15 protein-coding genes and 1 pseudogene are annotated in these 20574 nt (G+C 65.1%); 2 read left to right on the forward strand and 14 right to left on the reverse strand.

Going from position 1 to position 20574, the window contains the following annotated elements:
- Positions 1-44: 44 nt before the first annotated feature.
- From XcodCFBP4690_RS12445 to XcodCFBP4690_RS12500, 12 genes are all read right to left on the reverse strand, one after another.
- On the reverse strand, positions 45-509 hold the full coding sequence (locus tag XcodCFBP4690_RS12445) for a metallophosphoesterase family protein (protein WP_244183638.1): 465 nt from the start codon (positions 507-509) through the stop codon (positions 45-47).
- Between the two features lie 217 nt (positions 510-726).
- The gene (locus XcodCFBP4690_RS12450) at positions 727-1236 is read right to left on the reverse strand and encodes a hypothetical protein (RefSeq protein ID WP_208622736.1); all 510 of its coding nucleotides are present in this window, start codon (positions 1234-1236) and stop codon (positions 727-729) included.
- Between the two features lie 179 nt (positions 1237-1415).
- Positions 1416-2966 (reverse strand): PepSY-associated TM helix domain-containing protein, encoded by a 1551-nt coding sequence (locus XcodCFBP4690_RS12455; RefSeq protein WP_104541228.1) that lies wholly within the window; start codon positions 2964-2966, stop codon positions 1416-1418.
- Positions 2963-3235, reverse strand: coding sequence for a hypothetical protein (locus XcodCFBP4690_RS12460; protein ID WP_104541229.1), 273 nt, complete (start codon positions 3233-3235; stop codon positions 2963-2965). The genes XcodCFBP4690_RS12455 and XcodCFBP4690_RS12460 overlap by 4 nt, the downstream gene beginning before the upstream one ends.
- A complete protein-coding gene (locus XcodCFBP4690_RS12465; RefSeq protein WP_104541230.1) occupies positions 3225-3518 on the reverse strand; it encodes a hypothetical protein in 294 nt (97 codons plus the stop codon). The genes XcodCFBP4690_RS12460 and XcodCFBP4690_RS12465 overlap by 11 nt, the downstream gene beginning before the upstream one ends.
- Positions 3519-4028: 510 nt before the next feature.
- Positions 4029-6203, reverse strand: coding sequence for a 1,4-alpha-glucan branching protein GlgB (gene glgB, locus XcodCFBP4690_RS12470; RefSeq protein ID WP_208622737.1), 2175 nt, complete (start codon positions 6201-6203; stop codon positions 4029-4031).
- Between the two features lie 20 nt (positions 6204-6223).
- Positions 6224-9574, reverse strand: coding sequence for a maltose alpha-D-glucosyltransferase (gene treS, locus XcodCFBP4690_RS12475; RefSeq protein ID WP_104541232.1), 3351 nt, complete (start codon positions 9572-9574; stop codon positions 6224-6226).
- A complete protein-coding gene (locus tag XcodCFBP4690_RS12480; RefSeq protein WP_104541233.1) occupies positions 9571-12687 on the reverse strand; it encodes an alpha-1,4-glucan--maltose-1-phosphate maltosyltransferase in 3117 nt (1038 codons plus the stop codon). Before XcodCFBP4690_RS12480 ends, treS begins: the two co-directional genes overlap by 4 nt.
- 534 nt (positions 12688-13221) lie before the next feature.
- On the reverse strand, positions 13222-13716 hold the full coding sequence (locus XcodCFBP4690_RS12485; RefSeq protein ID WP_104541234.1) for a hypothetical protein: 495 nt from the start codon (positions 13714-13716) through the stop codon (positions 13222-13224).
- A gap of 317 nt (positions 13717-14033) precedes the next feature.
- Complete coding sequence (locus tag XcodCFBP4690_RS12490) at positions 14034-14591, reverse strand: hypothetical protein (RefSeq protein WP_104541235.1); 558 nt, start codon at positions 14589-14591, stop codon at positions 14034-14036.
- 175 nt (positions 14592-14766) lie between these two features.
- On the reverse strand, positions 14767-15294 hold the full coding sequence (locus XcodCFBP4690_RS12495) for a hypothetical protein (RefSeq protein WP_104541251.1): 528 nt from the start codon (positions 15292-15294) through the stop codon (positions 14767-14769).
- A 246-nt stretch (positions 15295-15540) separates the two neighbouring features.
- Positions 15541-16236 (reverse strand): DUF6058 family natural product biosynthesis protein, encoded by a 696-nt coding sequence (locus XcodCFBP4690_RS12500; RefSeq protein ID WP_104541236.1) that lies wholly within the window; start codon positions 16234-16236, stop codon positions 15541-15543.
- Between the two features lie 521 nt (positions 16237-16757).
- Here XcodCFBP4690_RS12500 and XcodCFBP4690_RS22730 point away from each other — a divergent pair.
- Positions 16758-18341: a hypothetical protein gene (locus XcodCFBP4690_RS22730; RefSeq protein ID WP_167394594.1), complete on the forward strand. Its 1584-nt coding sequence runs from the start codon at positions 16758-16760 to the stop codon at positions 18339-18341.
- Between the two features lie 84 nt (positions 18342-18425).
- Here XcodCFBP4690_RS22730 and XcodCFBP4690_RS12520 read toward each other — a convergent pair whose 3' ends face one another.
- A complete protein-coding gene (locus tag XcodCFBP4690_RS12520) occupies positions 18426-18893 on the reverse strand; it encodes a lytic transglycosylase domain-containing protein (protein WP_341871617.1) in 468 nt (155 codons plus the stop codon).
- On the opposite strand from XcodCFBP4690_RS12520, the pseudogene XcodCFBP4690_RS12525 reads away from it, so the two are divergent.
- Positions 18880-19133: pseudogene (locus XcodCFBP4690_RS12525) on the forward strand (IS4 family transposase); the annotation flags it as partial. The gene XcodCFBP4690_RS12520 and the pseudogene XcodCFBP4690_RS12525 sit on opposite strands and share 14 nt — an antisense overlap.
- 481 nt (positions 19134-19614) lie before the next feature.
- Here XcodCFBP4690_RS12525 and XcodCFBP4690_RS12530 read toward each other — a convergent pair.
- The gene (locus XcodCFBP4690_RS12530; protein ID WP_104541238.1) at positions 19615-20001 is read right to left on the reverse strand and encodes a SymE family type I addiction module toxin; all 387 of its coding nucleotides are present in this window, start codon (positions 19999-20001) and stop codon (positions 19615-19617) included.
- Positions 20002-20574 lie beyond the last annotated feature (573 nt).

A 20574-nucleotide genomic window follows, 5' to 3' on the forward strand; every position in this document is an offset into this window, starting at 1 on the left:
GCCGCAGGATGGCCCCGCCAGCGTGCAGGCCAGGTCAGCGACCTTTAACGCAGCGCCAGCACCTGCAATTGCGCACGCGGCGCGCCATCGCCCAGCCACAGCTGCGCCACGCTGACAGGCAGGCTGAAGCGGCGCGGACCGGCGCTGCCCGGATTGAGGTACAGCACGCCTTCGCGCGTGTGGATTGCCGGCTTGTGCGAATGCCCGCTGACGATCACGTCCGCCTGCACCTGCGGTGCCAGTGTCTTCAGATCGTGCAGCACGTGGAGACGCACACCCGCGATCTGCAGATCCAGCGTCTGCGGCAGGCCCGCCGCCCAGGGCTGGTTATCGACATTGCCCGCGATGACATGCAACGGCGCCAGCGCCTGCAGCGCCTCGAGCACCTGCGGCTTGCCGACATCGCCGGCATGGATGATCTGCGCGCAGCCGCTGAGCGCGGCGAGCGCCTCGGGCCGCAACAGCCCGTGGGTGTCGGAGATCACACCGATGCGCTTGCCGGTGTTCACTGCATCTCGAGCTCGTTGGGAAACGAAAATTGCAACGACCTGCTCCGTCATCACGGCCAGTGGCTGGCCATATCAGCACCGTTGACCAGACACGTCGACGGTGTGGCGATAGCACATGCCTAAGCGAATCGCCGTTCTGCAGCCTCAATGCCGGGTCGGTGCACACTACCCGCACCGCTTAGCTCAGGTGTGCACCCCGATCCTCCGGACCATCGCGTTACCAACCACTATATGCCCAGTAAAGTCGTGAGGACTTGGTGTCATAGATCATGATCCCCTTGCCTCGGGAGCGCGCGGTAGGCGGACCCAGATCTCCGTCCTCGCTATACAGGAACGTGACCACGTAGCGCGAGGAGTTCGCAAGGGGGAGCGCGGGACAATGTTTGTCCGCAGAGGCGTCCGAGTCCGCCCATTGCCGCAACTCGAATTGCTGATTCTCGTCGAACGGGACTCGCTGCCAATACCGGCGTGCAGCCGCGCTGGCCCAGAATGCATCCGGAATTCTCGCCACGTCGACAGCACCGGCGTAAAAAAGCCCGTCGATGAATCCCGCTTCCCTGCAGAAGTGCGGTATTCCGCGCACAGAGGTGACCTGGCTGAGTCCACTGCGTTGCAGTTGATCGTTCATGATGTCGATGGTAATGAACACACGAACTGTTGTTGCGTAAACCTGAAGATTAACGAGCATCGCCACCGGAATGCCCACGATCAGCAAGATGGTGCGCACCCATTTATGCAAGCGCATTGGATTGCCTCAACTCCGTTAGTCACGGCCGACACCATCGCATAATGCCAGCGGCCACGCCGCAGGCCGGCATCCTTGGCAAGTTGCATACGACTCCCCTGCCCGGCACTGTTGGCATGCCTGTGGTCACACGACAGCTAGAAGAGCGTTTGACAACACCCTCAGGCCGGCGCTCGCCCCCACGCCCACACACTGTTCGGATCGCCGCGCAGGCCGCGTCGCTTTTCGGCACGCGCCATCTGCCAATATACCCATGCCATCACCAAGGCGACCAGATCGACGACCAGCGTCGTCGGGTCCCGCCAAGGAACGGCGCTGCCTTGCGCGCTGAAGCAGCTGGCCAGCGGAATCGTGGCCGTCAGCACGGCGCAGGCCAGCAGCACCTCATATGCGCCACGCGCAGTCGGGCGCAGCGCGGCCCACACCACGCTGGCGCCAAACACCGCGTAGTAGACATGCCGCTCCTGGCCCTGCGGCAGAAACCGCGCCGCGATGAACAACGCCGAGATGCCGGCCACACTACCCAGGCAGACGCCGACCGTGAGCCGCGCCATCGCATGTGTGCGGCGTGGCTGCGCGGGTTGGCGGCGCTTGCGTCGGGTTTCGATCCACAACAGGTTGCCGCTGTAGAACAGGAAGGCGCCGCCCAGGCCGAGCAGGAAGTACAGCCACTGCACCGCCACATGGCCGAAGTTACCGAAGTGCAGCGCCTGCAGCCCGCGCAGGGCGGCGGTGCCGGGCGACATCGTGGCCGGCTCCAGCACGCGCAGCACCTGGCCGGTGGTGGCGTCCAGCGCCACCCCGCCCAGGCTGTTGAGCCGGCGCTGATCGTGATGGCCATAGACCTCCACCCGCGCGTTGGCGTCGCCGGCATCGTGGTAGGCCAGGCTTTCCGGCACGAAACCCGGGCTGGCCGCACGTGCGCGTTCCAGCAGTGTCGCAACCGGCAGCAGCGGTGCAGCGCGTTTGGCTGGCGCCGCGTGCGGTGCGAGCTCGAAGTCCGGCTCCAGGATCTGCATCAGCTTGCCGTCGAAGACCAGGAACTGGAACGGCGCCAGCAGCAGCACGCCCAAACACAGCACCGCGCCGGACCAGGCGAAGATCACGTGGAACGGCAGCGACAGCAAGCCCACCAGATTGTGTGCGTCCTGCCACAGCCGCTTGACGTTGGCGCCCAGACGCAGCGCGAACAGGTCCTTGAAGAACACCGGCGCATACAGCACCACGCCGCTGACCAGCGCCAGCCCGTACAGCACGCTCACCACGCCGAACAGATAGGTGCCGAACACGCGCGGCAGGCCGGCGGTGAAGTGCAGGTCGTACAGGAAATCGGCAAAGCCGGTGCGTTGCGGCAGTTCCAGCAGACCGCCGTCGGGTGCGTGTTGATACTGGCGCATGCCGCCACTGGCATCGGCCTGGGCGCCATACCAGTACAGCCGCGCCAACGGCCCATGCTCGCCGGGCAGCAACACCAGGAACGACTCGGCCACCTGTGGATGCGCAGCGAGGACGCGATCGAGCAGCGATTGCGCCGCGGCGACCGGTTCGGCCGGCGACGGCGACGACGCGCGCGGCGCCACCTGCCAGTTGCTCAATTCGTGGGTGAACACGGTGAGGGCACCGGCATAGAAGGCGATGAACAAGGCCATGCCGGCCAGCAGCCCCATCCAGCTGTGTACCGACAGGAACGCGCGCAAGGTGGCGGCCTTCATGCGGGAAGCTCCGTCCAGCCCAGCGCCTTGATGATCGCCAGCGCGAGGTAGCACAGCAGGGTCAGTCCGCCCAGGCACCACCAGGCACGCGCCGCACTACGGAATGCGAACGGCCAGGCCATCGCGCCGATCCAGACCGGGAACATCAGCAGCAGCCACTCCAGCGTGTAGGACTGCCGCGGCCCCGGCAGCAGCAGCGCGCACAACCCCACCAGCGCAACCGCCAATGGCAGGCCCAGCACCACCGCTGCCAACCATCTAGCCCACATGCCGCACCTGCCTGCGCTGCGCGCGCGCCTGACGCCAGAGATCCACACACGGCAGCACGATGGCCGCCAGCATCAATGCAGTCAGCGCCGCGAAGATGCCCGCCCACACGCCCAGCGCAGCGATGGCGCAGGCCAGCGACAGCGCAAACAGCGCAAGGCCGCCCGCACGCAGTGGCCGTCTCCAGCGTGGAGTGCGCTGCCACAGGCGCTGATGCATGGTGGCCAGGTAGAACAACGTTGCCGCCGCGGCGGCCGCCAGCAGGTAGACACCGGTCAGCAGCATCGGGCGGCACCGGTGTCTGCGATTGCAGGCGTGCATGTCCCGCACGCAACGAAACAGCCATGCTCGTGCGCACGCTGGCGTGGCCGCACAAGCTGCTGCACGCGGGCGTTCGGGGCCACGCAATCAAGGTGCCCACGCCACACTGCGGGCGCTGCACATGGCGCAGACCCGGTTTCGCTCAGACACTTCACCACAGGCACGCACGCTGCTCCGGCAAGGACGGTCACGGAAGGCATGGCGGCGGCTGTGCCTTGCCACCCTCCCCGGGCGGCGAAGGCGCGAATCTAGCAGGTGTCGCACCGCCGGGCCAAGCGCCCGGTGGTACGGCCTTGTTTCAGCCAGAAACAGCCAATCCGGCAAGCGTGGCGGCCAAACCGACTGCGCAGCTGCCAGGCGGACACGGCCGGTCCTCGTACTCGGCAGGGACCGCTCGAACGCGCAGAGCCCTGCGCGCCTTCCATCCTTGCCTGACAACTGCTCGCTCGGCTCGGTCAACCGCCCCGCGTGGCATCAGCCCTGCGGGGTCAACACGATGGCGCCCAGCGGCGGCAGCAGCAGCGGCAGCGATTGCGCGTGCCCGTGCATGGATTGCTGCTCGGCCGTCACGCTGCCGCCGTTGCCCAGGTTGCTGCCGCCATAGAGCCCGGCGTCGCTGTTGAACACTTCGCGCCACTGGCCACCCTGCGGCACGCCGATGCGATAGCCGTGCTGCACCACCGGGGTAAAGTTGATCACCACCAGCACCGGCGCATCGCCGCGCTTGCCCTTGCGCAGGAAGGCGACCACGCTGTTGGCGGCATCGTCGCCCACCACCCAGGCAAAACCGGACGGGTCATCGTCTTGCGTGTGCAGCGCGGGGTATTCGACATACAGGCGGTTCAAGTCGCGTACCAGGGTCTGCACGCCGCGGTGGCGCGGCTCGTCGAGCAACTGCCATGGCAGGCCAGCGTCGTGGTTCCATTCGGTGGGTTGGCCGAACTCGCAGCCCATGAACAGCAACTTGCGGCCCGGGTGGGTGAACATGAAACCCAGGTAGGCACGCAGATTGGCGAAACGCTGCCAGTCGTCGCCCGGCATGCGGCCCAGCAGCGAACCCTTGCCGTGCACCACTTCGTCGTGCGAGATCGGCAGCACGAAGCGCTCCGAATACGCGTAGACCATGCTGAAAGTCAGCTCGCCGTGGTGGTAGCGGCGATAGATCGGGTCCAGCCCCGCGTAGTGCAGGGTGTCGTGCATCCAGCCCATGTTCCACTTGTAGTGAAAACCCAGGCCGCCATGCGCCACGTCGGCGGTGACACCGGGAAAGGCCGTGGATTCCTCGGCGATCATCACCGCACCTGGAGTGTGCTCGCGCACCACCGAGTTGAGCCGGCGCAGGAAGGCGATGGTTTCGTAGTTCTCGCGCCCGCCATGGATGTTGGGCACCCACTCGCCGGCGTTGCGGCTGTAGTCGCGATACAGCATCGAGGCCACCGCATCCACGCGCAGGCCGTCCACGTGATAGCGCTGCAGGAACTCCAGCGCACTGGCGATCAAAAAACCGGACACCTCGCGGCGGCCGTGGTTGTAGATCAGCGTATTCCAGTCGCGATGGAAGCCCTCGCGCGGGTCGGCGTGTTCGTACAGCGCGGTGCCATCGAAATGCGCCAACCCATGCGCGTCGGTAGGAAAGTGCGCCGGCACCCAATCCACCAGCACGCCGATGCCCTCGCGGTGGCAGCGGTCGACGAAGCGGGCGAAGCCATCGGGCGAGCCGAAGCGCGCGGTGGGCGCGAACAGGCCCAGTGGCTGGTAGCCCCACGAGCCGCCGAACGGGTGTTCGGCGACCGGCATCAGCTCCACGTGGGTAAAGCCCATGTCGGCTACATAGGGAATCAGGCGGTCGGCCAGGCCGTCCCAATCCAAATCCACCCCTTCTTCGCGCAGCCAGGAGCCGGCGTGGATCTCGTAGACGCTCATCGGCGCGTCGTGCGCCTGGCGACGCGCGCGCGTGGCCATCCAGCCATCGTCGCTCCACTGGAACGGCGTGGGGTCGGCCACGATGGAGGCGGTACCCGGCGCCAGTTCCGCGCGCCGTGCCACCGGGTCGGCCTTGGCCGGCAATTCGTGGCCATGCGGGCCGCGCAGGTGATACTTGTAGTGCGCACCCGGGCCGACATCGGGGACGAACAGCTCCCACACACCGGACTGGTGGCGCAGCCGCATCGGGTGGCGCCGCGCGTCCCAACTATTGAAATCGCCCACCACCGCCACGCGCGAGGCGTTGGGTGCCCACACCGCAAAGCGCGTACCACGCACGCCGTCCACCTCCACCACGTTTGCACCCAAGGCATCGGCCAGCTGCAGGTGGTGGCCTTCGCTGATCAGGTGCAGGTCGAAGTCGCTGAGCTGCGGCCCGAAGGCGTACGGGTCGGCGGTGTCCTGCTCGCCGCCCGGCCAGCCGATGCGCAGACGGTAGCCGCCCTGCGCCGGAAGCTCGCCGGCGAACAGGCCCGGCTCCGGGCCGGCCTCCAGCGCGATCGTCTGTCCGTCGTCCAGCACCGCACTGACGCGCTCGGCGCCAGGCAGATAGGTACGCAACACGCGCCCGTTGTCGCTCGGATGCGCACCCAGCACGGCGAACGCATCCCCATGGCGCGCCTCGGCCAGGGCGCGGATGACGCCGGGATCCCATCGATTACTCACTGCTGTCATTACTCCACTCATCATGTGTCTCCTGCACCGGCGCGTGCGCGCTGCAGGATGCGTCGCAACCCTTCGATCGGCACCATCAACCAGCCGGGCCGGTTGGCGGCTTCGTAGCGCACCTCGTAGCAGGCCTTCTCCACCAGGAACAGCAAGGTGGCGGCGTTGAACGCCGCCGGCGCGATCCACGGGTGGGCGCTAGCGTCGAGCACGGCATGGTAAGCGTCCAGGAAGGCCTGTGTGGAGCGGCGGCGGAATTGCACCAGGAATTGGTCCAGATGCGTGTCCACGCCCACCCCGGCGCGCGCGGCCGTGCCCTCCTCGCCGCGCGCCGACACTTCGCTGGCGTAATCGAGCGAGCGCAGGAAGCCGGCCACGTCGCGCAACGGGCTGGCCTTGGCGCGCCGCTCGGCCAGCGGCTTGGCCGGTTCTCCCTCGAAGTCGATCAGCACCACATCGTCGAAGGCCACCAGGATCTGGCCCAGGTGGAAGTCGCCATGCACGCGGGTCAGCAGCGAATCGGCCAGCACGCTGGGCGCCCGGGCAAGCAGTGCATCCAGCTGCGGACGTTGCGCCAGGATGGCCTGCAACGCCTCGCGCTCGACCGGCTCTTCGCTGGCGGCCAGGCGCGCGTTGACGGTGTCCCACATTTCTTCGACCTGTCGCGCCACCCCGGCCACCACATCGTTGGCGGTGGGTAGGTCGATACGCTGCGGGGCGAAGTCGGCATCGTCGGTGTCGCGCGACAACGCTTCGTGCAGCTCGGCCAGGCGCTTGCCCACCACCGCCGCGAACGCGTCGTAACCGGCAATGGCTTCGGCACGCGCCTCATCGGTCTGCGCGGTGGCGTACTCGTCGAAGCTGCGCGCCAGATGGTCCAGCGTCCAGCGCCAGGCATCGCCCTGGTTGCGGATGAAGCCCTGCAGCAGCGCGATAGTGGTCACCGTGCCCTGGTTGTCGATACGGCTCACGCTGCCCAGCAGCGGCGCGGCATTGGCGTAGCCCATCTCGGTGAGCCGACGGCCGATCTCGATCTCGGGATTGGCGCCGGTGGCCACATGCCGCAGCAGCTTGAACACCGCCTTGTCGGCCACCACCAGCGAACTATTGCTCTGCTCGGCCGACAACCAGCGGATCTCCGGGTCGTCCGGGATCTCCAGCGCGGCCAGCGCCGGGGTGGATTCGAAGCGCACCTGGCCCTGCTGCGCGGCATCCTCGCCGTCGTGGAAATCCAGCGTGGCATTGCGGCGCAGCGCATCGATCACCCCGCGCACCATCGGCTTGAGCGCAAACGCGTCGGTGAGGTAGCCCACCTCGCGGCCCTGGCGCACACGCGCCAAGGCCAGCTGCTCGGCCAGCGTGCTGGGATGCTCGCGCTCCCACACGATACCCACCGGCAGCATGTAGCACTCGTGGCGGCCGTCTTCCAGCTCCACCGCCAGCTCCAGCAGGCTCATCGGCTCATCGCCGGGCAGCGGCGTGCGACGCGAAATGCGCACGCTGCGCAGGGCCTGGTCCTTGGCCGAGAACCAGCGCCGCGCCGACAGCCAGGCCGGCAGGATCTCGCCTTCCAGCGTAGGCAGGTGCGGCAGCAGCGCATTGCTTTCGTCGGTATCGCCGCGCAACACCAGCGTGCGGTAATCCGGCAACGGCACCGGGCTGGGCACATGCCAGTCCGGCAGGGTGCCCTCGCTGACCAGCTGGAAGGCATAGAAGCCGAACGGCGGCACCGTCAGCAGGTAGGTCAGCCGGCCGATCGGCGGGAAGCTGCCGCCGCCGATGATGTCCACCGGCACGCGGCCCTCGAACTCGGACAGGTCCAGCTCCACTGCCTGCAGGGTATGCGACAGGTTGGCCACGCACAGTACCGTCTCGTCCTGGTAGCAGCGCAGATAGGCCAGCATGCGGCGGTTGCCCGGGTACAGGAAACGCAGCGCACCACGGCCAAAGGCCTGGTAGCGCTTGCGCACGCTGAGCACGCGGCGGGTCCAGGTCAGCAGCGAATGCTGGTCGCGCACCTGCGCTTCCACGTTCACCGCCTGGAAGCCGTACAGCGGGTCCATCACCGGCGGCAACACCAGCTGCGCGGGATCGGCGCGCGAGAAGCCGCCGTTGCGGTCGATCGACCACTGCATCGGCGTACGCACGCCATCGCGGTCGCCCAGATGGATATTGTCGCCCATGCCGATCTCATCGCCGTAATACAGCACCGGCGTGCCCGGCATGGTGAGCAGCAGGGAGGTCATCAACTCGATGCGGCGGCGGTCGCGCTCCAGCAATGGCGCCAGCCGGCGACGAATCCCCAGGTTGATGCGGGCGCGGCGATCGGCGGCGTAGGTCTGCCACAGGTAGTCGCGCTCGGAGTCGGTGACCATTTCCAGCGTCAGCTCGTCGTGGTTGCGCAGGAAGATCGCCCACTGGCAACTCTCCGGAATCTCCGGGGTCTGGCGCATGATGTCGGTGATCGGGAAACGGTCTTCGCGCGCGATCGCCATGTACATGCGCGGCATCAGCGGGAAGTGGAACGCCATATGGCATTCGTCGGCGTTCTGGCCGAAATACTGCTGGGTGTCTTCCGGCCACATATTGGCCTCGGCCAGCAACATGCGGTCCGGATATTCGGCATCCAGGGTGGCGCGGATCTTGCGCAGGATGGCGTGGGTTTCGGGCAGGTTTTCGTTGGAGGTGCCGGAGCGCTCGATCAGGTACGGCACCGCGTCCAGGCGCAGGCCATCCACACCACGATCCAGCCAGAAGCGCATCACCTCCAGCACCGCCTCCAGTACGGCCGGGTTGTCGAAGTTCAGATCCGGCTGATGCGAATAGAAGCGGTGCCAGAAGTACTGGCCGGCCACCGGATCCCAGGTCCAGTTGGATTTTTCGGTATCGCAGAAGATGATGCGCGTGCCTTCGTATTCCTGGTCGGTGTCCGACCACACGTAGAAGTCGCGCTCCGGCGAGCCGGCCGGCGCGTTGCGGGCGCGCTGGAACCAGGGGTGTTGGTCGGAGGTGTGATTGATCACCAGCTCGGTCACGATGCGGATGCCGCGCGCATGCGCCTGCGCCACCAGCTGCTCGAAGTCTTCGATGCTGCCGTAATCCGGATGCACCGCCATGTATTCGGCGATGTCGTAGCCGTCATCGCGGCGCGGGCTGGGGTAGAACGGCAGCAGCCAGATGGTGTCCACGCCGAGCTCGGCGATGTAGTCCAGCTTGGAGATCAATCCCGGGAAGTCGCCGATGCCATCGTCGTTGGAGTCGAAGAACGACTTGACGTGCACCTGGTAGATGATGGCGTCCTTGTACCACAGCTGGTCGGCCACAACGGCCGACTGTTCTGCGTCGGCCTGTAAAGCGGGAACTGCATTCATGCGACCTCTCCTGCGCGGATGCGCCATAACGCGAACGGCCGCGTCGCCTCTAACCGGATGTGCTGGTGTTTGCCATGCCACGCGAAGCGATGGCCGTCCCACAGGTCTTCCACTGCCACGCTGGCGTGGTCGGGCAGGCCCAACTCCCATAGCGGGATTTCGATGTCCGCGTCCTGCCCCGCGTGCGGGTCCAGATTGATTGCCACCAGCACCATCGTGCGGCTACGCGACAGGTAACCAGCATCCAGGAACTTGCCGAAGTACAGCACTTGGTCGTTATGCGCCTGGTAGAAGCGTGTGCCCAGGTGCGACTGCAGCTCCGGATGCATGCGGCGCAGCTGGTTGAAGCGGGTGATCTCCTCGACGATATCGCCGGGCGCACGCTCGGGCCAGGCGCGCAGCTGGAATTTTTCCGAGTCCAGATACTCTTCCTTGCCCGGCGCCAGCGGCGTAGCCTCGCATAGTTCGAAGCCCTGGTACATGCCCCATAGCCCCGACAAGGTGGTTGCCAGCGCTGCGCGGATCAGATGGCCGTTGCGTCCGCTGGTCTGCAGGAAGAACGGGTTGATGTCCGGCGTATTGACGAAGAAATGCGGGCGGAAGCACTCGCTGGGCACGCCTTCGTTCAACTCCTGCATGTACGCCTGCAATTCGTGCTTGTGGTTGCGCCAGGTGAAGTAGGTATACGACTGCGAGAAGCCGCACTTGGCCAGCCGGTACATCATCTTCGGCCGGGTGAAGGCTTCCGACAGGAACACCACGTCCGGCCGGCGCCCGCGCACATCAGCGATCAGCCACTCCCAGAACGGGAACGGCTTGGTGTGCGGGTTGTCCACGCGAAACAGCGTGACCCCTTCGTTGACCCAGAACAGCACCGCATCGCGCAGCGTGTTCCACAGCTCCGGCACCGCCCCGCTGGCATAGAAATCGACGTTGACGATGTCCTGGTATTTCTTCGGCGGATTCTCCGCATACGGAATGGAGCCATCTGCGCGCCAGGTGAACCAGTCCTTGTGTTCCTTGAGCCACGGGTGGTCGGGCGCGCACTGGATGGCAAAATCCAGCGCCACTTCCAGCCCCTGCCCGCGTGCGGCCTGGATCAGGCGGCGGAAGCCCTCGAGACCGCCGAGCTCGGCATGCACCTCGGTGTGCCCGCCATCGCTGGCCCCGATCGCATACGGGCTGCCCGGCTCGCCGTCGACCGCGGTCACCGAGTTGTTGCGCCCCTTGCGGTTCCTCAGGCCGATCGGGTGGATCGGCGGCATGTACAGCACATCGAAATTCATCGCACGGATATGCGGCAGCCGCGCGATCACATCGTCGAAGGTGCCGTGCCGCGCCACATCGCCGCTCTGCGAACGCGGGAACAACTCGTACCAACTGGCGAAATGCGCCGCGCGACGCTCCGATTCCACCCGGAAGGTGACCGGGTACTCGGAGCGGAACGGTTTGTCGTCGGCCAGCGCCATCGCCTGTGCGGTGTCCGGCTCCAGCACGATGGCCAGTTGCTGCAGCGGCTCGCCCTGTGCGCCGATGCGGGTAAGGATGTCCTGCAGCCGCGCCGCCAGCTCGCCCTCGCTGCGCGCATGCGCCGCCTTGACCACCGCTACGGCTTCCTGCACGTCCACCGGCAGCACCGTATCGGCCGCTCGCTTCTTCTCCAGATCCGCGTGCAAGGTGGCAAACACATCGCGCCACGCCTCCACGCGAAATTCGTAGGTGCCGATGCGTTCCAGCGGAAACTCCGCGCGCCAGCGGTCGTTGCCCAGTGCGCGCATCGGTGCGCTGGCCCAGCTCTTGGCATCGGCCGCACGCCACAGTACCGCCACCGCGATGCGGTCGTGCCCATCGCAGAACGCATCGGCCTCCACGCAGATGCGGTCGCCCACGGTGCGCTTGACCGGGAAGCGGCCGTGATCCACCGACGGCGTCACCGACTCGATGCAGACGCGTGGCCAGGTTCCGGCAGTCTGCGCGCGCGGACGCATGCGCGGCACCGCCAGCACATGCCGAGCCGGCACGCTGCGATACACCCGCACCTCGCCCGGCTCCAGCGCGTCCAGCGTCGCGCCCGACAGCGTGCGCCCATCCTCGGCCACCAGCGCTTCGGCATCGCCCAGCAACCGCAACAGGTCCGAGGCTGCCACCGGCACCACATGCCGGGTATCGCTATTGATTAATAACAAGGACGGCAATCCGCCCAGCGGCTCCACCGCCACCGCGGTCAGCCCGGTCGCCTCGCGCAACAGCGGACGCAGCCGCAGGCCGGCGTTGCTACCGGACACCTGTTCGCGACTGCGCAGGGACGGCGGCAAGGCGTGCAGCTGGGTCTCGTCCAGCAACCATGCCCCACCTAGCGCCAACGCCAGCTGCCAGTGCTGTTCCGACGCTGCGGCCCGCTTGCCATCGGGCGCATCCAGCACCGCCACGACCTGCGACGCCAGTGCGCGCAACGCCGTGTCTTCCTCGAAGAACCAACTGCCGCGCCCATCCCACCAGGCCAGCGAAGAGAACGCCGCATCGAAGCCTGCGCCGGACAGCTGCTGCAAGGCGTCCAGGCCCAACCCGGGCGTCCATGCGGCAAAGACCACCTCCGGCGCCTGCGCATGCACGCGTGCAATCAACTCGCGCCAACGCTGTGCCGGCACCTGCTGCGGCTGCAACAGGCGGAAGCCACCCACGCCCTGCCCGGCCCACTCCAGCAGGCGCGTGCTCCACCATTCCATCAGGGCCGCACCTTCCTGCGCATAGCTGAAGCGGGCCTCGGCCACCTCGGGCGTGGCCCGCGGCTGACGCGGGTCCGGTACCGCTGTGCTGCGCACCCGAAACCACTGCGGATTGTCGCGCACCACCGCGCTGGCGCCACCGACCTCGTCCAGCCGCACGTCGATCAGCAACTGCACGCCGGCCTGCTGCGCGGCCTGCACCGCCTCGCGCAGCCGCCCGGCGTGCGCCTCGTCGTCGCCGGTGGGCTCCATCAGCCGGCCTTCGGCGTCGCGTGCGAACGGCGCTGCCATCACCACGTAATCGCAACCGGCATCGCGCGCGGCCACACAGCGCTGCTCCAGCCCGCTGGACGCCACGGTTGCGTCATTGAGAACACAGATCCGCATGACGCCCCCTAGCAGGCAACGGCGCGCGAACGCACCGTGACGGAAGACCTCACACAGTGCGTAACGTGTTGCACTGTCGCAGGCGCTGCCATGCGGCGCGCCAGTCCACCACCTGCCCGGACCACCCCCTGCCCACACAACACCGGGACGCCCCTGCCTACCGTGACTGCACTCATGCGCAACTCCGCAACGATTGTTGACCCATGCAGTCAAGCACCCCCGTTGCGAAGTTCATGTGTCGGTGGAATTGACGAAAATCCAACAAGCGTGAAATGGCAGTGGCAGCCGCGGCCGCGCGGAGCGGTGCGCCTCCCTAACCCGGCGCGCACCGATGCAGTGAGCTGCCCGCTCATTTTGCAAGGAGCGCACGGATGCGGAGTTATGTCGCGATCGCAGCGATGGTCGTCGCCGCGGTTGCACAGGCCAGGGAGCCCAGGCTGAAGTTGGAGCGCGCGCACGAAATTGCCATGCTATGGCAGGATTTCAGCGTCAACGACGACATCGTCAAGGAGGCATCAAGCCACAGAGTGCACGCTACCGTCGCGCCCAGCGCACTGCCCCTGCCAGCAGCGGATAGACCACGCGCCACGCGATGGCCGAGGCTGCCACCACCAACAGCCCGAACAGCGTAGGCAGCACGGCACCAAAGACGAAGGTCATTCCCAGCACGAACCCGAACAGATACTCGGCTCGGTACGCAGGCACGACCAGGCTGGCCGCTACGATGCACAGGAACACGGCCGATGTCGCCGATTCGCTTCCTGTCACGAAGGCCGCCGAGAGCACGATGCCCGCGGCCATCGCACCAACAGCCCCCAGAACCGCGTACCGGATCGCGTCAGGCGAGCCAGATGCGCGGCGGCTCACCAGATCACCGGCCAGCGCTCCCAACCCCGGCAGGACCAGCAAACCCCACCAGTTGGAAATGGTCGGCAGATCCGCGCGATTGAGCAGATGATGGCTCCTGACGCCGCCATGCAGGAACTCCCAACCCAGATGCAGCCCGGCCACGGCGATGGCAAGTGCCACGGGCCCCCATCGCACCCAAGCCTGTCCCTGTCTTTGCATGTCTTGTTCCTTGTCGATGGCTGTACTGGCGCACACATACCTGCGCCCGGGGCCGCAAGCTGCGCTGCGCAGCGTGATCATAAGCGGGGGTAAGGCATCGAAGGCTGTGCCTGGCGGCACCATGACTTCTGGCAGCGGCGCTGTGTGGCAACGACATCATGCAGTCGAATGAGGCATCGGCCCGGTCACGGTCGTCAGCCTCACCCTGGCTACCGGAACCGATCGCCAAGGAGTGAGCTCGCCTCGGCAAACGAACCGAACGCGCTGGTCCCAAGGGATCAGGACTGGCTGCGGTAGCGCTGATGGATCCAATGTTCGATGGCCACTGCCACATCGGCACAGTTCAACCTCGCCGCAGTAACGATGTCCTCGCCCGTCGGGGGACAGATGATCCCCAGCTCGGCTTCAAGCCAGGCACGCAAGCCGGCGGCAGAATCGGGATCCGCCGGACGCTGGCTCAGGTCATCGAAGCCGAGCTCGTCGTAGCCGATTCCGAACAACTGGAGAAACTCGCGAAAATTACGTGCCAGGACGCTATTTCCGGTTCCCTCCGAACCGAGATGCACAATCGGCACAGTGCCCGCGTCCAGGCTGTCGCGTAACCAGAAGGCCAGGATCGAACCGTCCGGCCCGGCGCCGAAGTAGGCGAACTGCGATGCCATCGCCTCATCGCCGTCGAACCAGGCCTGGACGCCACCGAAATCGTCCGGCCTGATCTTCATGCAACCGCTGATGGGATAGCCGGTCCTGTCCAGGTAATCGCACACCATGCGCAGCTCCACGGGCAGCACCGTTCCGGCGGGCACGTGTGCGGCGATGCGTTCGAACTTGGTCATCGTTCAAGACCCTCCAGCTGCATGCAAGCGACCTGCCCGATCCTCGCCGGCGCGCCGATATCCGTCAATCCGAACAGTGGGTAGCCCGAACCGACCGGCATGCAGATTCCAGTTAGCCAGCCTGGCATGCAGGCCATCGGGCAGCCGGCGAACCTGTGCAGCCGCGCGTTCGAAGTCAAGCGTCGAAATAGTCCGGGTAGTAACGTGGACTGATGCAGTGCTTGTTGTCGACTGGTGGATCGATTGGCTCAAGGCCTAACGCCATCAAGGCCGGCTCGATACGCGCTGCATGCGCGACGTTGGCGTCAGTCACCCCATAGCCATCCGCCACGGAGAAGCGGATCTCGTCCGCGCCGCACCAGACAAACACCGGCCCGCCATGCATCTGCTGCCACCCAGGCTGCTCGATCAGGGAACCGGGAATCAACGAAGCAAATGCGGCAAACACATCGCCCGCGTAGGCGCGCCCCACTTCCGGCTGTGGCGGCACCACACGATGCCGCACTGGCGCAATCCCCAAGCTCGCGAACGCATGCTCCAGCGTCTGCAGCGACGGATAGCCGAACGCAGCAAGCAAGCGGTCACCGTCATTGGCATGCCCACCCGCGGCCCTGACAAACCGAAACACACGCAAACGCCTCGCCCAGGCGCGCAACTGCATCTCGGCATGTTCTTCAAACAACCAACGCGACCAAGCGTCCATACCGTCCTCGTTGCCTTGAAGCGTATCGCCGCCCACCGGCCAGACCCATCCGTGGATGGGCACTGTGTCCTTGTGGCGACGGGATGTCACGTTTGTAGCAGTGGCGCATGCCAAGCTGCTCGAGCCAGCGCCCGCGCAGGCACAGGATGGCATGCACCGGGCATCGACAGATAATGCCGTTGCTCAAGGTGCAGCGTTGCGAGCGTCGGCAGTTGATCCCGATTCCGTCGCCGTGAGCGCCCTCGTTCAACGCACCTGAAGTTTTGGCCTGAGATCTTCCACCAAGCGCTTGCGACTGCTGCGCGAATACTCCAGCGGAGAGAACGGCATCGCGGCTGCTTCGTATTGGCCGATAGTATCCAGGCACTGCCGCCTTTGCTCCGCCGAATACACGTCCTTCGATCCGTTGTCGCTCATCTCTATCAACGCCTCCTGCAAAACCTCCTTGCGCGCGATGGAGGCTTCCGACGAGACGTCCGCGACGCAGAGGCTGAAGACCCCTTTCAAGAAGTGGTGCCAGGCACTCTCGGTGCGCTTGTCGAGACCTTCCGCAATGACGCTACCCGTCTCGGTAAAACTATCGGGCAAGCGATACACCGTCTTGTCCAGTTCCATGAGCGCGGCTGCGAAATTGCGCCTGAAGCGCTCTTTCAGGGCGGTATGCGCCCGCTGCGCACCCTCGCTGGCTCTCGCCTCCAACGCCAGCACCACCCAGGCGGCGTTGCCCGGATGGAAGTATCGCCCGGGCGCCAGCGCGTGCACCTGAAATTCGCCAAAGGCCTGTGAGATGAATCGACCGTCCTCGGTGACCGTGTAGGAGGGCTCGGGCACGAGCCTTTCATTCACCAGCAAGGTCAGTGTTTCGGGCGAGATCGCACAGGCGGCAGCCAGCTGCTCGGCGGTTCGGTAGTGATGGTCCAGATACGCTTCCAGATCGCTCATGCGATGAACGGTGCTCCATGCAAGACACGTCGCCCCAACGCGGCATGCGGCCATCCTCCCAAAGTCGTTTGCGGCCGTCAATCGCACCTTCGGCAGGCACACTCCATCGCTACACGGAATGCCATATTCCGTTAACGAATGATCATTTCGCAGTTGAAGCGCCCCGATTCTCCGGCTTGATGGCATTTTCGAGTCACTGACGACGATGACGCATGCCTCACAAAGCGGCCATGAGTGCGAGGGTCTGCCTTAGCACTTCGATTGCACGCAGAAAAGTTCGCACTGTGTTTACCCGAACCGCTGATGGCGGCATGCAAGACGGTGTCTGCGTGCCGCACGTCGACCGTGGTCTCGCGTTGATCGAGGCATAAGCTCTGGCGCCAGCGATCCGTGCGCTGCAATCGCGGCTGGCACCGCTATGCGTCCAGTGAATGATGTACCGGCCATCAACGCCGCACATCAACAACCCCGCAAGCCGAGGCGGCGGCACGCCGCCATTTCTCCCGCAGCGAGGACATGCCGTGACGAAGATCCCTTCAGCTAGCACTTCCCAGCCAACGCGATCGACAAATGAAGAGGTGGCGATCGAAATGCCACCACTACAACAGCGCAACGAGACACCGTCACCTACGGCGGACCCTGCACTGTCGGGCCTGGCTCGTAGGCCTTCCGGACGACGCAGCAACTCGGAACGCAGCGAAGGATCTGGCGACACTGCCGACAGACACCAACACACCGGTGAGAGCCCGCTGCTGCATACCTCAGGCGCGTCGCTGCTGCATGGCAACGAGAGCAGCAGCGAGCACTTCTTCGATGCCGACGAGTCCTTTTCGTCGGCAGGCTCTTCTTCCATTCCGCAGCAACACCCTGCGCCACCAGATCCGCAAGTGCACACATCTGCAATCACCAGCGCAACGACACGCACCGAGCGCTTGGGTGCACTGGCTGCATCGATCGGAACCGGCGCAGCGCATGGCGTGCGCACCATCCTTGGACCGACCGCCACCGCGGTGATGGCTGCAGCGCGCGGCGCACTACCGCTCAGTTTTGACAAGCAATACCTGGGCGCTGCGTTGGGGCACCTGGTGCACCAGTCCACTTCAGTGGGGCCAACCACATTCGCGCGCGAGTTGCTGGGCGAGGGATTGTTTGCCGCTCTTCGCCAGCTCCCGCCTGAAGCGGTCGTCGCCCTGCAGGCTGTGTCGGGCACGCTGCAGATGGCGCTGCATACGCTGCGAAGCAACCGCGAGAAACGCAACCCAGACGCGGCAGCGCGAGGCTTTCACAATCTCAGTCTCGAACAATGGGATGCCTTGTCCGAAGACGAACGCAACGACAAGAAAGCCGAGCAGCAACATTACTCGGATCTGGTCACCCGGCTTGCGCTGGGCGGCATCCTGAGCAACATCGCCGTGGGTGCGGCCGGCAAGGCATCCGGCCAACCGGAGATGGCGGCCAGGCTGCTGGCCAGTGATCTGAAGATCGCCGCTTATGCCGCAGCGCGCGACACGATCCAGGCGACTTTCAAGATGGTGGGAACGGCCGGACCCACTAATGGCGGAATCAGCGATCCGCACATCACCAGCGCCGGCAGGTTCTACGGCATGGCCAACGTGCTGACCAACTTGGCATCGAACGAGCTGGCATCGCCGGACTTTGCAGCGGCCAGGCAGCGCTGGGCAGGGCTGAACTCGCCTTTCAACAAAGGGGAGGCGACCAGCGTCATCTTTCGTCAATCGGCAGTGAACACCGCCTTGAACGTCGGCCTGGAGACATTGGACTGGATCAACGTCACCCAGCACGAAGCCGACGAAGCCGGGACCAAGCAAATCTGGGAACCAGCGTGGAAGGGCAAGCGCGAGGATTACGAGCGGGTGATGGATCACTCGGTCGCACGCACGGCCGCCATCAACTCCAATATCGCGCTCGGTACAGCCATCAACATGATTGGCGCCTGGGTCGGGTTGTCGCCTGCACGCAGCGGATTGCTTGCCAATACTGTGTCTGGCGTAGTTGCCGGCATGCAATACAAGACCATCGGTGCCACCTGGCAGGCCGAGGCAGCAGTTCGCGGCGCCGAAGCATCTCGCGCGCAGCCTGAATAAGCACAGCGCTCAAACCGCCGCGCTCGCCACCCGGTGAGCGCGGTGATGTACGTCGCTACACCCTCCACGGCTGCCGCGACAGCGTCATTCGACAACCACACCGCGCCTGATCAGAATCGCATGAATGGCGTGCGCATATTTATCGCGCTCCGCGGGTGTTTCGGAATGATAGGCGCCCACAGCGGCCCAGGTATTTCCGTATTTATTGGTCATCTCGCGTAGCCGCCAAGCCGCCACATACACGCTGACGCAAGGATGCATCAACGCGTCCTTGGAGATACCGTAGCTGGAGAGGCGTCGTAGGTGGATCGAATTGATCTGCATGCTTCCATAACCGATCGTACCGTTGTTGTTGTGATGGATCGCATCGGCACGGCCACGCGGCTCCTGCCACGCAATGGCGCCTAGCACACATGGATTGACATGTTGATAACTGGCGGCTTCTTCAAAGCAGTCTGCCCGTGCGAGCGGCGCGGCGCATAGCAACGCCACTGCAATCAACACCCGTCGCCGAGGCGCGGCAACAGGCCAGGGCTGTGAGCGGCTACAGATCCTGTCGTTGCTCGATACGCAGGCCACCTTCGCCAGTTGGCTGGCAGGACTGGGCTGCGAGGCCGCCGGTATCGCCCAATGGCGATCGCCACGCAACAGCACACGCAGGCTCTATTCGACGCTACGCGTCGGTCGCGAGGCGCTGGTCAGACGATGGCCGATGGAACCTGTCTCACGCCGGCTGGAACGCTTGCGCACATGCCCGAAGCAGTGCGCGAGCAGATGACGCTGGTGCCGTAAAAACGTGGGGATATCTAAGAACCTGACCCCGTTCTTTCGATCGCTCATTTGGATCCTATGTCTGAGTCAGCCGATCAACGACGCAATGCGGCATGATCGATCATCAGGCCTCAAACGCGCGCGGCGAAAATGGGGCGTCAGGGCCACGGTAGAAGCTGCCAGCGATGGGGACTGCTCTCCAGCCAGTGAATTTGCCGACTTGGACATGTTCGAGGACCCCAATCCAGCCAAGGATGCTTCCAGGGCCGTCGTCATCCCATAGAAAGACATGCTTACCCGGCTGCGGACGCGCTGATGCCAGTGCAGTGGGATCGAGAACGTAGAACGCGGTGTCTCCACCTCCGCCCCAGCCCTGAGCGTTGAGGTCAGCCCGTACGCGAGGCATCTCTGCGGGTGGCGGGTGTCCTTGCATAGGGGCCTGGTCATGGTGGAAGCGCATGAGCGCCGCGTCATGCGATCCTCGGCGACGCGTTGGGCGCCGTCAATTGCCATCGCTCCTTGTGCCGATTCTCTTGCCGCTTGGATCAGCCACGGTGACGATCAGCTCGCCGTTGCGCATGCGGATGTGGAGTTTGCTGCCGATGGTGAAGCCGAGTTGTTCCAGCCAGCGGCCGCGTAGGCGCAGCGTGGGGATGCGTTGGTGGCTGTCGGGGTAGTAGCCGTAGCCGACGGTGCAGTGTTGCGGGGCACGCGGGTGGCCTGGGCGACGCGGCTTGCTGGGATCGGGGCGGGGCTCGGGGATGGGGGTGCGCTCGACGTACGGTGGTGGCTTGAGTGTGGGGTCGAGGGTGCGCCAGACGACCTCGGTGGGCGGCGGCACCGTGGCGCGCTTGCGCGCTAGCTTGGGACTAGACGTGGATCGACGCATGGCAAAGCCCTCCTTGACGAACAGGCCCCGCCGCCGGGAGGCGACGGGATGTCGGGAGGTTAGAAACCGCACACAGTCGGCGGGCGTATTTCCCCGAAGGGTGTTGTATTAGCCGCCCTCCCGACGCAAGCATCGCGTCGTTTGTGCCCACAAGATGCTGCAGGCACAAAAAACCCACCAGTTTGACGGAGGTGGGTACCGCTGTGTGAGGAGTTTCTACGCTCCTTATGGTAGAGATTGCTGCGGGTTTGTTGAGATGTCAACTGCTTTTTTGGCAAAGCGCATCAAATGCCAACGCGGTCGTTGCCGTATTAGATGATGTATGCAAATGATTCTGCCTCTATCTCGGAGTCATGCGGGGTAGCTCGCCCCCACTCCCTTTGTTATTGAACCATGCTTTAGCTTCCGGCCTTGATTCGGCCAAGCACAACTTCATAGCCGCTTGGAAGATTATTCACTGATACAGTGGGATTGCGAGGATTGCGAACTAGGGAAGGTCTGAACAACGAGACCTGACAGGGCGGAAGGTGGCGTCGTTCCGAAGAGTGGCTTTTGGAACTTCGGAATTTCGCC

This window comes from Xanthomonas codiaei, from assembly GCF_002939785.1.
Taxonomy (GTDB): Bacteria; Pseudomonadota; Gammaproteobacteria; order Xanthomonadales; family Xanthomonadaceae; genus Xanthomonas; species Xanthomonas codiaei.

Bases quoted from the DNA above. Each gene is read 5' to 3' on its own strand.
- XcodCFBP4690_RS12455 (WP_104541228.1), bottom strand. From the start codon at position 2,966: ATGAAGGCCGCCACCTTGCGCGCGTTCCTGTCGGTACACAGCTGGATG.
- XcodCFBP4690_RS12460 (WP_104541229.1), bottom strand. From the start codon at position 3,235: ATGTGGGCTAGATGGTTGGCAGCGGTGGTGCTGGGCCTGCCATTGGCG.
- XcodCFBP4690_RS12465 (WP_104541230.1), bottom strand. From the start codon at position 3,518: ATGCTGCTGACCGGTGTCTACCTGCTGGCGGCCGCCGCGGCGGCAACG.
- treS (WP_104541232.1), bottom strand. From the start codon at position 9,574: ATGAATGCAGTTCCCGCTTTACAGGCCGACGCAGAACAGTCGGCCGTT.
- XcodCFBP4690_RS12480 (WP_104541233.1), bottom strand. From the start codon at position 12,687: ATGCGGATCTGTGTTCTCAATGACGCAACCGTGGCGTCCAGCGGGCTG.
- XcodCFBP4690_RS12490 (WP_104541235.1), bottom strand. From the start codon at position 14,591: ATGACCAAGTTCGAACGCATCGCCGCACACGTGCCCGCCGGAACGGTG.
- XcodCFBP4690_RS12495 (WP_104541251.1), bottom strand. From the start codon at position 15,294: ATGGACGCTTGGTCGCGTTGGTTGTTTGAAGAACATGCCGAGATGCAG.
- XcodCFBP4690_RS12500 (WP_104541236.1), bottom strand. From the start codon at position 16,236: ATGAGCGATCTGGAAGCGTATCTGGACCATCACTACCGAACCGCCGAG.
- XcodCFBP4690_RS12530 (WP_104541238.1), bottom strand. From the start codon at position 20,001: ATGCGTCGATCCACGTCTAGTCCCAAGCTAGCGCGCAAGCGCGCCACG.